General features: G+C 69.4%; 13 protein-coding genes and 1 pseudogene. 10 read left to right on the forward strand and 4 right to left on the reverse strand.

Going from position 1 to position 12,014, the window contains the following annotated elements; genetic code table 11:
- The first annotated feature begins 12 nt into the window (after window positions 1–12).
- Window positions 13–1,200, forward strand: a complete 1,188-nt coding sequence (locus tag M0R80_21595) for a glycine C-acetyltransferase (protein MCK9462230.1) — start codon at window positions 13–15, stop codon at window positions 1,198–1,200.
- Between the two features lie 38 nt (window positions 1,201–1,238).
- Here the strand turns inward: M0R80_21595 and M0R80_21600 are convergent, their stop codons facing one another.
- Complete coding sequence (locus tag M0R80_21600) at window positions 1,239–1,547, reverse strand: hypothetical protein (GenBank protein ID MCK9462231.1); 309 nt, start codon at window positions 1,545–1,547, stop codon at window positions 1,239–1,241.
- A 39-nt stretch (window positions 1,548–1,586) separates the two neighbouring features.
- Window positions 1,587–1,952, reverse strand: a complete 366-nt coding sequence (locus M0R80_21605) for a hypothetical protein (protein MCK9462232.1) — start codon at window positions 1,950–1,952, stop codon at window positions 1,587–1,589.
- Between the two features lie 169 nt (window positions 1,953–2,121).
- Here M0R80_21605 and gap point away from each other — a divergent pair, with 169 nt between their 5' ends.
- From gap to M0R80_21630, 5 genes are all read left to right on the forward strand, one after another.
- Window positions 2,122–3,129 carry a type I glyceraldehyde-3-phosphate dehydrogenase gene (gene gap / locus M0R80_21610; GenBank protein MCK9462233.1) on the forward strand — a complete coding sequence of 336 codons (1,008 nt, stop codon included), beginning with the start codon at window positions 2,122–2,124 and terminating at the stop codon, window positions 3,127–3,129.
- 6 nt (window positions 3,130–3,135) lie between these two features.
- A complete protein-coding gene (locus M0R80_21615; GenBank protein ID MCK9462234.1) occupies window positions 3,136–4,323 on the forward strand; it encodes a phosphoglycerate kinase in 1,188 nt (395 codons plus the stop codon).
- 10 nt (window positions 4,324–4,333) lie between these two features.
- Window positions 4,334–5,089 carry a triose-phosphate isomerase gene (gene tpiA / locus M0R80_21620; GenBank protein ID MCK9462235.1) on the forward strand — a complete coding sequence of 252 codons (756 nt, stop codon included), beginning with the start codon at window positions 4,334–4,336 and terminating at the stop codon, window positions 5,087–5,089.
- A 78-nt stretch (window positions 5,090–5,167) separates the two neighbouring features.
- The gene (secG, locus tag M0R80_21625) at window positions 5,168–5,584 is read left to right on the forward strand and encodes a preprotein translocase subunit SecG (protein MCK9462236.1); all 417 of its coding nucleotides are present in this window, start codon (window positions 5,168–5,170) and stop codon (window positions 5,582–5,584) included.
- Window positions 5,585–5,625: 41 nt separating this feature from the next.
- Window positions 5,626–6,810 (forward strand): DUF1573 domain-containing protein, encoded by a 1,185-nt coding sequence (locus M0R80_21630; GenBank protein ID MCK9462237.1) that lies wholly within the window; start codon window positions 5,626–5,628, stop codon window positions 6,808–6,810.
- Here the strand turns inward: M0R80_21630 and M0R80_21635 are convergent.
- Together M0R80_21635 and M0R80_21640 are read right to left on the reverse strand one after the other, a co-directional pair.
- Window positions 6,772–7,386, reverse strand: a complete 615-nt coding sequence (locus M0R80_21635; GenBank protein ID MCK9462238.1) for a PKD domain-containing protein — start codon at window positions 7,384–7,386, stop codon at window positions 6,772–6,774. The two genes, M0R80_21630 and M0R80_21635, sit on opposite strands and share 39 nt — an antisense overlap.
- Window positions 7,387–8,403: 1,017 nt before the next feature.
- A pseudogene (locus tag M0R80_21640) lies at window positions 8,404–9,615 on the reverse strand (S8 family serine peptidase).
- 568 nt (window positions 9,616–10,183) lie between these two features.
- Here M0R80_21640 and M0R80_21645 point away from each other — a divergent pair.
- The 4 genes from M0R80_21645 to M0R80_21660 are packed head-to-tail and all read left to right on the forward strand — an operon-like array spanning window position 10,184 to window position 11,914.
- The gene (locus M0R80_21645) at window positions 10,184–10,693 is read left to right on the forward strand and encodes an HIT domain-containing protein (protein ID MCK9462239.1); all 510 of its coding nucleotides are present in this window, start codon (window positions 10,184–10,186) and stop codon (window positions 10,691–10,693) included.
- Window positions 10,690–11,091 (forward strand): hypothetical protein, encoded by a 402-nt coding sequence (locus M0R80_21650; protein ID MCK9462240.1) that lies wholly within the window; start codon window positions 10,690–10,692, stop codon window positions 11,089–11,091. The genes M0R80_21645 and M0R80_21650 overlap by 4 nt, the downstream gene beginning before the upstream one ends.
- Window positions 11,088–11,519, forward strand: coding sequence for a hypothetical protein (locus M0R80_21655; GenBank protein MCK9462241.1), 432 nt, complete (start codon window positions 11,088–11,090; stop codon window positions 11,517–11,519). The genes M0R80_21650 and M0R80_21655 overlap by 4 nt, the downstream gene beginning before the upstream one ends.
- A 5-nt stretch (window positions 11,520–11,524) precedes the next feature.
- On the forward strand, window positions 11,525–11,914 hold the full coding sequence (locus M0R80_21660) for a hypothetical protein (GenBank protein ID MCK9462242.1): 390 nt from the start codon (window positions 11,525–11,527) through the stop codon (window positions 11,912–11,914).
- Window positions 11,915–12,014: the final 100 nt, after the last annotated feature.

Genomic DNA, 12,014 nt, shown 5'->3' on the forward strand with positions numbered 1-12,014 from the left:
GGAGGTGCCGGAATGTTCGACAAGTACAAGAGTGAATTTCTATCGGAGCTCAAGGGCATCAAAGAGGCGGGGACCTGGAAGGCTGAGCGCGTGATCGAGTCGCCGCAGACCGCTGCGATCAAGGTCGGCAACGGTGAGGTCATCAACTTCTGCGCCAACAACTACCTCGGCCTCGCGGACAACAAGGAGATCATCGCGGCCGCGAAGAAGGCGCTCGACGAGCGCGGCTTCGGCATGGCGTCCGTCCGCTTCATCTGCGGCACGCAGGATCTGCACAAGCAGCTCGAGGCCGTCATCGCGAAGTTCATGGGCACCGACGACACGATCCTCTACTCCTCGTGCTTCGACGCCAACGGCGGCCTGTTCGAGATCATCGTGCAGGACAAGGACGCGATCATCTCGGACGAGCTGAACCACGCGTCGATCATCGACGGCGTCCGGCTCTGCAAGGCGGAGCGGTTCCGCTACAAGAACTCCAACATGGAGGAGCTCGAGGATATCCTGAAGAAGACCCAGGACAAGCGGCGCCGCCTGATCGCGACCGACGGCGTGTTCTCCATGGACGGCTACCTCGTCAAGCTCGACAAGATCTGCGACCTCGCCGAGAAGTACAACGCGATGGTGATGGTCGACGACTCCCACGCCACCGGCTACATCGGCAAGACCGGCCGCGGCACGCCCGAGCACTGCGGCGTCATGGGGCGGGTCGACGTCATCACCTCCACGCTCGGCAAGGCGCTCGGCGGCGGCTCCGGCGGCTACACGACCGGGCGCAAGGAGATCATCGACCTCCTGCGCCAGCGCTCGCGGCCGTACCTCTTCTCGAACTCGCTCACGCCGTCCCTCACGGCGGCGGCGATCACGACGTTCGGGATGCTCTCCGCGACGACCAAGTACCGCGACAAGCTGATGGACAACACGAAGTACTTCCGCGAGAAGCTCGAGAAGCTGGGCTTCGACGTGCTCAAGGGCGAGACCGCGATCGTGCCGGTCATGCTCTACGACGCCGCGCTCGCGACCCGCTTCGCCGACGAGATGCTGAAGGAAGGCATCTACGTCATCGGCTTCTCCTACCCGGTGGTGCCGAAGGACAAGGCCCGCATCCGCACGCAGATCTCCGCGGCGCACGAGACGCACCACCTCGACAAGGCCATCCAGGCGTTCGAGGCCGTCGGCAAGCGCCTCGGCGTCCTGAAGTAGGCCCGAAGGGCCCGAACCCTCGTCAGTTCAACCGGAAATCAGTAGTCCGCGCAGGGGTGCTCGGCGTCCAGGATCGCCTGGATCGCCGAAGACGCCGACGAGATCTGGCCGGGCTGGAAGTAGGTCATCGTCATCGTGTCCGCGTCGACGACCATCGTGAACGGGTAGCCGCCGTCGATGAGCGTCTGCGACGCGAAGTCGCTGTAGATGATGTCGTCCGTGTCCGCCCAGACGAGCACGTTCGTGAGGTCGTGCGCCGCGGCCCACGACGCCGCCTCCGCCGCGTCGCCCGGCCCGTCGGACTTGCTCAGGGTGTTGATGATCGCGAGCCCCGGACGCGCCGCCAAGAATGCTTCAAGAAGCCCCGCTTCTTGTTGGCAGGTGGGTCACGTGTCGAAGGCGTTGGCGAACGCGATCGCGACGACCGACGTGTCCTCGAACACCTCGGCCAGCTCGTGGGGATTCCCGTCGCCGTCGACGAACCCCGTCATGTTCTCGAGGACGTCGCCCACGCTCGTGCCGTACGGGCTCGCCGGGTACCCGGACCTGTAGTCCGCGCACTCGTCCGCGTCCGAATCCGAGTCCGAATCAGAGTCAGAGTCCGAATCCGAATCCGAGTCCGAATCGCCCCCCGCCCGGCCGTCATCGCTGCACGCCACCTGACCGACCGGCCAGACGGCGAGCAGACCCAGGCAAACGAGCGCGCGCCAGAACTCTCGCTTCATGGTGTCCGTCCTTTCTCTTTGATCCATTTCCACATTCTATTGGCGCGCGGGCTCGGCGTCGAGGTTCAAATCCTCTATTCGGCGGGGCCCCCGCGAGCCTTGACGCACCTCCGGGCGGGCGATATGACGAGACCATACGAGTCCAACGCCCCCGGCGGCAGAACCGTCCGGTGAGCTAAAAAAGGAGCCCCGAGCCATGGCAAAGAAGATCGCGATCAACGGGTACGGCCGCATCGGACGCTGCGTCCATCGAATCCTCGCCGGGCAGGCGAAGCCCGAGCTCGACATCGTCGCCATCAACGACATCACGAGCCCGTCGGTGCTCGCGCACCTCCTCAAGTACGACTCGGTCCACCGCCGCTTCAACGGCACGGCCGAGGCGCGCGAGAAGAGCATCGTCGTGAACGGCAAGGAGATCCCGATCTTCGCGGAGATGGATCCGACCAAGCTGCCGTGGAAGGATCTCGGCGTCGAGCTCGTCATGGAGAGCACCGGGAAGTTCACCGACAAGGCGGGCGCCGGCAAGCACCTCCAGGCCGGGGCGAAGCGCGTGATCATCAGCGCGCCGGGCAAGGAGGTCGACGGCACGTTCGTCTGCGGCGTGAACCACAAGTCCTACGATCCCAAGAAGCACACCGTGGTCTCCAACGCCTCCTGCACGACGAACTGCCTCGCGCCCATGTGCAAGGTGATCAACGAGAGCTTCGGCATCGTCGACGCGCAGATGACCACCATCCACTCCTACACCAACGACCAGCGGATCCTCGACCAGCCGCACAAGGATCTGCGCCGCACCCGGGCCGCCGCCGTCTCCATGATCCCGACGACGACCGGCGCCGCGCGGGCCGTCGGCCTCGTGCTCCCGGAGCTGAAGGGCAAGATCGACGGGCTCTCGATCCGCGTGCCGACGTTCGACGTCTCCCTGGTCGAGCTCACGGCCAACGTCTCGAAGAAGACCACCGCCGACGAGATCAACGCCGCGCTCAAGGCGGCGGCGAACGGCGAGCTTGCGGGCATCATGGAGTACGTCGAGGAGGAGCTCGTCTCCATCGACTTCCTCGGCGATCCGCACTCCTGCATCATCGACTCCAAGATGACGCTCGCCATCAACGGCACGAGCATCAAGGTGTTCGGCTGGTACGACAACGAGTGGGGCTACTCCAACCGGATGATCGACCTGGCCGCCCACATGCTGAGGAGCTAGACGGCGATGGACCTGTCGAAGATCAAGAAGCTCGGCGACCTCGAGGCCGGCGGCAAGCGCGTCCTCGTCCGGGTGGACTTCAACGTCCCGCTCAAGGACGGCGTCATCACGGACGACACGCGGATCCGCGCGGCGCTGCCGACGATCGAGAACCTGATCGGGCGCGGCGCCCGCGTCGTGCTCATGAGCCACCTCGGCCGCCCCAAGGGCAAGCCCGAGGCCAAGTACAGCCTCGAGCCGGTCGCCGCCCGCGTGGCGGAGCTCCTGGCCGCCGGCGAGATCGCCCTGTCGGACTCCTGCGTCGGCGACGGCGCGCGCCGCGTCGTCCTCGATCTGCGCGACGGCGGGGTCGCGATGCTCGAGAACCTGCGGTTTCACGCGGGCGAGGAGAAGAACGACGACAAGCTCGCGAAGGAGCTCGCCGCGCTCGGGGACGTCTACGTCAACGACGCGTTCGGGACCGCGCACCGGGCGCACGCCTCGACGGCGGGGGTGCCGTCCATCCTGCGCGACAAGGCCGCGGGCTTCCTGATGGAGAAGGAAGTGTCCGCGCTCGGCAGGCTGCTCGGAGACGTCGACAGACCCTACGTCGCGGTGCTCGGCGGCGCCAAGGTCTCGGACAAGATCGGCATCATCGAGAACCTCCTGGGCCGCGTCAACGCCCTCGTCATCGGCGGCGCGATGGCCAACACCTTCCTCGCGGCGACCGGCGGCGCGCTCGGGACATCGCTCGTCGAGACCGACAAGCTCCCGCTCGCCCGCGACCTCCTCGCCCGCGCCGAGGCGAAGGGCGTGAAGATCCTCCTGCCGACGGACGCGGTCGTGGCCGCGGGTCCGGACGCGACCCTGACCTCGGTGGTCCCGTCGAACGCGGTGCCGGCGGGGACGGCGGCGTTCGACATCGGCCCGGCGAGCCGCGCGAAGTTCCGCGAGGTGATAGGCCGCGCCGGCACCATCCTGTGGAACGGCCCGATGGGGATGTTCGAGAAGCCGCAGTTCGCGGAGGGCACGACGGCGATGGCCAAGGCGATCGCCGGCTCGTCGGCTTTCTCGGTGGTCGGCGGCGGCGACTCGGTCGCGGCGGTCATGCAGTCCGGCCTCGAGAAGGGGTTCGATCACATCTCCACCGGCGGCGGCGCCTCGCTCGAGATGCTCGAGGGCAAGATCCTCCCGGGCATCGCCGCGCTTCTGTAGGAGGAAATCGATGCGCAGACAATACATCGCCGGCAACTGGAAGATGAACAACACCGTCGCGGAGTCGGAGGCGCTCGCGCGCGCCGTCGCCGCCGGGGTCGGCGCGGGCGCCAAGGCCGACGTGGCCGTGATCCCCCCCTTCCTCTCCGTCCCCGCCGTGGTCGCGGCGTTGCGCGGGACCGCTGTCAAGGTCGGCGCTCAGGACGTCTACTTCGAGAAGCAGGGCGCCTTCACGGGCGAGATCTCCGCGGGCATGCTCGCGGACGCGGGCTGCGCCTTCGCGCTCGTCGGCCACTCGGAGCGGCGCCACGTGATAGGCGAGACCGACGCGATCGTCCGCCGCAAGCTCGACGCCCTGCTCGCCGCGGGGCTCGAGGCGATCCTCTGCGTCGGGGAGAAGCTCGACGAGCGCGAGGCCGGCAAGACCGAGGACCGCCTGAAGGTGCAGATCCGCGCCGGGCTCGGCGGCCTCGACGGCGCCCTCCTCCGCCGCGTGACGGTCGCCTACGAGCCGGTCTGGGCGATCGGCACCGGAAAGACCGCCACGACCGCCCAGGCGGAGGACGCCCACAGGTTCATCCGGAGCCTCGTCGCCGAGCTCGCGGGCAAGGAGGCAGCCGAGGCGCTGCGCATCCAGTACGGCGGCAGCGTCAAGCCCGACAACGCGGCCGAGCTGCTCGCGCAGCCCGACGTCGACGGCGCCCTCGTGGGGGGCGCGGCCCTGAAGGCGGAGCCGTTCCTCGGGATCGTCGCCGGCGCGCGCTGACCGCCCCCGCCGAACATTCTTGACACACGACATTTCCGGAGGGTAGAAAGCACGTCCATGGTTTACCTGCTGACCACGTTGCACGTCATTTTCTGCGTGGCCCTGATCCTGGCGATCCTCCTCCAGGCGGGCAAGGGCGGTGGGATGGGCTCCGCGTTCGGCGGCGGCGGCAGCTCGACGGTGTTCGGGCCGCGCGGACCGGGGTCGTTCATCGCCAAGCTGACCGGGACCGTCGCGATGCTGTTCATGGTGACGTCGATGGTGCTGGCGTACATGTCCTCCTCCAAGACCTCGGATCTGGAGGACAAGGCCGCCGCGCTCGCTGAAGAGAAGCTCGAGGGCACCGAGGTCGACCTCGATGACCTCTCGAAGGACAAGCAGGCTCAACTGCCGGCCGAGGCGCAACCCGCGGCCGACGCCTCGCCCGCGAACGCTGCCGACGCCGGCCCTGCGGCCAAGGCCCCCCGCGGCGACGCGTCTCCCGAAACCCGCTGATCGACGGCCGCGCCTCTTTCCGGCAAGGAAGGAAGATCAAGATGTCCGGCACAACCAAAAGAGGGATCCGCACCGGGTGCGCGTGCCTCCTCGCCGCGCTGCTCCTGGCGTCGTGCAAGTGCGGGGAGGAAGCCGCTCCGGCGGCCGAGGTGAAGAAGGCCGAGGCCGGGGCGCCCAAGATCGTGGCCGTCGAGTCCTCGTTCGACTTCGGCAAGATCAAGCAGGGCGACGAGGCCACGCATGTCTTCAAGATCCGCAACGAGGGCACCGCGGAGCTCCAGATCGAAAAAGCCCGCGGCTCGTGAGGCTGCACGGCGACCGTCGTCTCGACGGATCGGATTCCCCCGGGCGGGGAAGGCGAGATCAAGGCCGTGCTCAAGACCGCGGGCAAGCAGGGTGAGCTCAAGAAGCGCATCACCGTGACGTCCAACGACCCGGAGAACAAGAACCTCGTCCTCGAGATCAAGGTGAACATCGTCGTCGACGTCATGATCGAGCCGCGCAACATCGGCTTCAGGCAGCTCAGCAAGGGCGCCGAGGCGACCGAGCAGCTCAGCGTCACCGTGAACGAGCCGGACAAGATCAAGGTGACGGCGCTCGGCGTCGACGACCCCCGGTTCGAGCTCAAGATGACCTCGGGCGACCTCGCCGCCGACTCCAAGTGGGAGGTCAAGTTCAAGGGGACCGACAAGCTCGGCTCGTTCCAGGCGAAGATCGAGCTCAAGTACACGGCGGCCGGCGAGCCCAAGACGGTGGAGATTCCGGTCCGGGTCAGCGTGGTCGGCGACCTGCAGTACGTGCGCAGCGTCCACTTCGGGAAGTCCCCGAAGACCGGGTTCTCGGAGCGCGAGGTGCGCCTGAGCTCGCGCGCGGGCAAGAACTTGAAGATCAAGAAGGTCGAGGACCCGGACGGCCTCCTGAAGATCGAGGTCACGACGCCCGAGGGGAACCCGGCCGTGTTCAAGGCGACCGTGGCCGCCCCGGAGGGGGACTTCTCCAAGCCGGGCTCCCACGTGCTCAAGGTGCACACGAACGACCCGGACGAGCCGATCGTCGAGATCTCCTACATGATCACGCTGCGCCCGATGAGCCGCTCCAATGCCGCGAGGGGCGAGCGCGGCTTAGGGGCGCTGCCGCGTATGGACGCGATCGTCCAGCCCAACGCCGCGGGCAAGGCCGGCGGCGGATCACCCGCCGACAAGGCCCCCGAGAAGCAGCCCGAGTAGGGATCGACGCGCCCCGTCGGCGCGCCCTATCGACGAGCACGCACAGTCCCTGCCTCCCCGCGTGGGGAGCAGCTGGGGCTCGGCCCCGGGGCCGGCGTCTTCGAGCGGCTCGGGTTCGGTCTCTTCGCCGAGCGTGATCGTCCGGCGCGCGACGTCCGCGGCGCCGAGCTCCGATCGCACGATGACGGAGATCTCGAACTCCCCCTCGTCCGCCGCGTACTCGTGGTACGCGCGGGGCTCGACGGACGAGAGCGGGACCGAGCCGTCGCCGAAGTCGTAGACGAACTCGACCGGGAGATCGCCGGTCGTCGAGACGTCGACGATCGCGTACCGGCCGACCTGGGCCACCTCGAGCGCCGCGTCGATCCGCTCGTTCACCCACTCGTAGAGCGCCTCGAACAGCGCCTGCCGGCCCGGGGCCGGCCCGTCGGGATCCGCCACCCGCTCCAGCCCGAACCCGAGCAGGACGGCGCGCGTGGCGAGCGCCTCGATCTCGGGATAGAAGCCGTAGCCCGAGAACGGATCGAACACCGCGCCGACCGCCCCCTGCCCTCCCTCGAAGGCCGGCGCGTCCATGACCAGCGCGGTGCGCGTGAAGACCGCCGGCAGGCCGGGGCCGAGGACCGGCGTCGTCTCGCCGAGGAAGACGAGGTTGCCGGTGCCGCCGCTGTCCGGGCCGATGTCGAAAGGGGCGTCGCCGAGCGGCAGGACGCCGGGGACGGGGCGCACGAGGTACTCGTCGAGCTGGACGAGCTCCGAGGTGTACGGGTCGTAGAGCGGGTACGTCGTCGCGGTCTTCGAGCCGAGCAGGCCGAAGATCCGCTGGTGCCCGTTGCCGCGGAGCGGTCCCTGCCCCGCGAGGATCGCGCGGCCGCCCTTGCGCAGGTACGTCGAGAGCACATCGAGCGTGCGCTTCCCGAGCGTTCCCGCGCTCTCCGTCTGATCGTCTCCGGAGAACGCGAGCACGACCTCGTACTCGAGCAGCCCGGCGAGGGCCGGCGCGGCATTCCACTGCACGATGCGGTAGACGTCGTAGTCCAGCCCCATCCGCTCGGCGAGCGCCGCGTACGCATCGGCGAGGCCGGTCTGGCCGACCGGCAGGAACGAGAGATCGAGGAGGAGGAGATCGTGCTTCACGGGCGGCACGACGCGGTAGTGGTACGGAACCCAGAGCACGGTCTTCGAGGCGCTCACCGCGACGTAACCTGTGTACTCGCCGGCCGGCGTGCCCTGCGGCACGTCGACCCGGAGCTCGATCGACGTGCCGGGGTCGACCTCGGCGCCATCGGCGGGCGAGGTCGATGCCGGATGCTCCGCGCTCGACTGGATCCACGCGAGCGAGAGCGGATCGTCCCCGAGACCGCCCTTCACGATCTCGACGCCGGCCGCGAGCCACTGCCCGGCCCGGCACTCTCCGAAGGAGATCGCCGGCGGCAACGCGCGCAGCCCGGCGTCCGCGACGCCCGCGAGCTCCAGGTACCCCGCGCCGCGGTCGATAGGTCTCGTGATGTCGAACGCGCTCGCCGGCGTCTCGGCCGCGGCGGCGAGGAGCGACGCGACGTCCGCCGGCGCGAGGGCCGGATCCAGCTGCCGGACGAGCGCGGCCGCGCCCGCGACGTGCGGCGTCGCCATGGACGTGCCGGACATGACCTGCCAGGGCCTCGGGGGCGAGCCGACCCCGGCTGCGCTCGAGGAGAGGATGCTCACGCCCGGGGCCGCGATCTCCGGCTTGAGCGCCGGCGCGTCCGTGGGCCCGCGCCCCGAGGAGCCGGCCATGCGCCACGCGTTCTCCGGCCTGTAGAACGGCGCGTCCGTGTCCTCGATCACGACCTCGACCCCGGGGTGGTGTGTGGCGAACGCGTCGAGCAGCGTGCCCTCGGGGTTGCCGATCTGCACGGCCGGGATCTCGACCTCCACCCCGCCCATCGTGACCGGGAGCGCCCCAGGAACGTTGTTGTAAACGATCACGGCGATCGCCCCGGCCGCCATCGCGTTCTCCACCTTGATCGAGAACGTGCACGTGCCCCGCCGGATGAGCGCGATCGCGCCGACGAGCGCGCCCTCCGGGTACGGGCTGCAGCCGAGCGGCGAGTCGTCCGCGGCGACGGACTGCGCGGGGACGAGCGCCGCCGGGCCGACCGGGGCGCCCTCGAACGAGGGGCTGATGCTCCCGACCAGGGCGAGCATCGACTCGAGCGGCGACGGGACGGGTTGCGGCCCCACGACCCGCGCGACGCCGCCGTAGTCCCAGCCGGTCGCGAACGAGCCCACCGTGAGAGCGTCGGGGATGGTGCCGGGGTAGGAGATCGTGCCGGCGCCGTCGCCCTCGTTGCCCGCCGCGAAGACGACGACCGCCCCGGCCTCGATCGCCGCACGGTAGACCTGCTCCGAGGGCGTGCCGGGCAGGAGGACGTCCGGGCCGCCCCACGAGCACGAGATGACGTCCGCGCCGTCGGCGACCGCGTCCTCGAACGCGGCCATGAGCTCGACGTCGTAGGCGCCGGACTGCCCCGAAACGGAGTTGTAGAACACCTTGTAGTTCATCAGGCGCGCCCGCGGCGCCACGCCGTTCAGGATCATCGGAGCGCCGGCGATCTCGAACGCCGTCGTGAGGTTGCCGGCGGAGATCCCCGCGCAGTGCGAGCCGTGGCCGCGGTGGTCGTCCGGATCCGCGGAGTCAACGGTCGTGTCGACCGGATCCGCCTCCCGGAAGTAGGCCCGCGCCGCGATCACCTTGGCCGTCGTGAACGCGGCCTCGCCGAGCGGGTAGCCTGGCAGCACGGAGAACCCCGCCGGATCGAACATCGGGTTGTCGATGTCTATCCCGGTGTCGATGATCGCGACGTTCACGCCCTCTCCGGCGTCGTCGAGGCCGCCGACCTCGCACCAGAGCGCGTCGGCGTCGATCGCGTCGAGCGAGTGGGCGAGGCTCGGCGAGGCTCGGACCGTGTCCGCTGGCCGCACGCGCGCGACGCCCGGCATCCTCTCAAGCACGTCGGCGTCGACCCCGCTGACCGCCGCGCCGCTGTAAAGGACGCGGTAGGTCCGCTCGATTCGGGCGGCCGGCGCCGCCGCGGCGAGCGCCCTCGAGAAACGCTCCATGGCCGCATCGAGGCGCGCGAGGTGCGCCCGCGAGGCCCGGCTGCCGAGGTCCAAGCGCCCCCTCGGATCGCGGGGCACGGGCGCTTCCCGCGAACGCGCCGCGGCGACGAGCGAAGGCGTCTCGAGCTCGACGAAATGCCGCTGCGCCTCGGCGGGTCGCGCGAGGCCCGCGGACAGGACGGCTATCAGGAGCGGAAGTTGTCCTTTGATTGTCATGCGATTCGATGCGATATAATAGCACCTCCGCGGCCGTGTCGAGAAAGGACCTCTCGTGTCGGACATCATGTGGGCGCCCTGGAGGATGGAGTACATCACCGGCCCGAAGGCCGAGGGGGGCTGCGTGCTCTGCCGCGCCCGGGACGCGACGCGCGACGCGCGCCCCTCCCTCCTCGTCCTCGCCGCGCGCCCGACGGCGTTCGTGCTCATGAACCGGTTCCCGTACTCGCACGGCCACATCATGATCGTGCCCCGGCGCCACGTCGCGAAGCTCGAGGCGCTGACCGGCGAGGAGCGCGACGGCCTGTTCCGGCTGGTCGTGGACGCGCAGGCCGCGCTCACGCAGGCCCTCTCCTCGCACGGCCTGAACATCGGGATGAACCTCGGGAAGGTCGCGGGCGCGGGCATCGACGACCACCTGCACGTCCACGCGGTGCCGCGCTGGGACGGCGACACGAACTTCATGCCGATGCTCGCCGACGTCCGCGTCATGGCGCAGCACCTGGACGACACCTACGCCGCGCTGCGGGCCCGCTTCGCGCCGCTCGACGAGGACGCGCCATGAGCCGCCCGGCCTCAAAGCCCCGCAGCCCTCTTCGGCTCCTCGCGATCGCCGCCCTCGTCGCGGCCGCCCTGTGGTCCGGGCTGATGTTCGCTATCGCGAACGACGACTGGGTCGTGATCCGCTGGCCGACGATGCCGTGGAACGCGGCCCCGAGCACCGCGCTCTTCGAGGCGCGCCTGAGCGCCGTGATGTTCGTGAGCGCGTTGATCGGCGCGTCGGCAGCTTCGCTCGCGTGGTGGCGCGCGAGCTCTCGCCTGAAGCGGAGGTTCGCCGCCGAGGGCGCCCGCTCGGAGCGGATGGAGTCCGAGCTCGAGGCGCTCGGGAGGCTCGTGTCGACGGCCCGGGATCGCGACAGGGCGCCCCGGGACGGCGACGAGCAGATGGGGAGGCGGAATTGAACCGACGAGGAAGAGCTCGCATCGTCCAGGCGCTCGCCGCGGCGGCGATCTTCGCGTGCTGCGCCGCGTGCCATTCGCCGAAGCACTCGCAGCGGTTCTTCGCGAAGGCCGCGGAGGACGATCCGATGCTCGAGCTGCTGCACGAAACCGCGCTCTACTCCGTGTACTTCGACCACACCCTGCGGCGATGCGTGCTGCACTCGGCCTACGCCTGGGGAGAGAACGGCGGCGGCGGCGGCGGCGCGGGGATCGGCGTGGCGCTCTTCCCGTGCGATCCGGCGCGCCTCAAGGCGCGCTCCTGGGAGCTCCGGGAGGCGATCGAGAGAGGCAGGGAGCTCGTCCTCCCGACCGCGACGCCGCCACCAGCGGCGCCGGCGCAGAACGCCGCGGCGGCGCCCCCGAAGGCGCCCCTCGGCGACGGAAGGTGAACAGGATGCCCGGACCAAACGACGACACGCCGGACCGCAGCGCGACCGGCCGCCTGAAGTCGCTCATGGGAGATCTCAAGCTGCCGCGGGAGATCGCGAACCACATCCTCTCCCAGATCGACGAGACGAAGCACGCGGCGCTCGCCGTCATCGCGAAGGAGATGCGGATCTTCCTCGAGAAGACGAACCTCTCGGACGAGCTCGCGCGGCTGCTCACGCAGCTCTCGTTCGAGATCAAGACCGAGGTCCGCTTCGTCCCCAACGAAAAGGGCGGCAAGCTCGGGCTCGTGCCCAAGGTGAAGATCTCCTCGCCCAAGGTGAAGAAGGACGATCAGGACCAGAAGGACGAGATGAACGAGGGGGACGAGCGCGACGGGGAGGATCCCACGACCTAGGAGCCTGTTGCGCATAGACGCTCCGCAAGATCGACAAGCCTGAAGCCGAGTGCGAAGATCTCGGCATGACGAAGAGTTATCGGGAGTGGACGCCGACGCC

This window comes from Pseudomonadota bacterium (genome assembly GCA_023229365.1).
Taxonomy (GTDB): Bacteria; Myxococcota_A; Polyangia; order JAAYKL01; family JAAYKL01; genus JALNZK01.

Bases quoted from the DNA above. Each gene is read 5' to 3' on its own strand.
- M0R80_21595 (MCK9462230.1), top strand. From the start codon at position 13: ATGTTCGACAAGTACAAGAGTGAATTTCTATCGGAGCTCAAGGGCATC.
- gap (MCK9462233.1), top strand. From the start codon at position 2,122: ATGGCAAAGAAGATCGCGATCAACGGGTACGGCCGCATCGGACGCTGC.
- tpiA (MCK9462235.1), top strand. From the start codon at position 4,334: ATGCGCAGACAATACATCGCCGGCAACTGGAAGATGAACAACACCGTC.
- M0R80_21615 (MCK9462234.1), top strand. From the start codon at position 3,136: ATGGACCTGTCGAAGATCAAGAAGCTCGGCGACCTCGAGGCCGGCGGC.
- M0R80_21635 (MCK9462238.1), bottom strand. From the start codon at position 7,386: ATGGACGCGCCGGCCTTCGAGGGAGGGCAGGGGGCGGTCGGCGCGGTG.
- M0R80_21650 (MCK9462240.1), top strand. From the start codon at position 10,690: ATGAGCCGCCCGGCCTCAAAGCCCCGCAGCCCTCTTCGGCTCCTCGCG.
- M0R80_21660 (MCK9462242.1), top strand. From the start codon at position 11,525: ATGCCCGGACCAAACGACGACACGCCGGACCGCAGCGCGACCGGCCGC.
- M0R80_21605 (MCK9462232.1), bottom strand. From the start codon at position 1,952: ATGGATCAAAGAGAAAGGACGGACACCATGAAGCGAGAGTTCTGGCGC.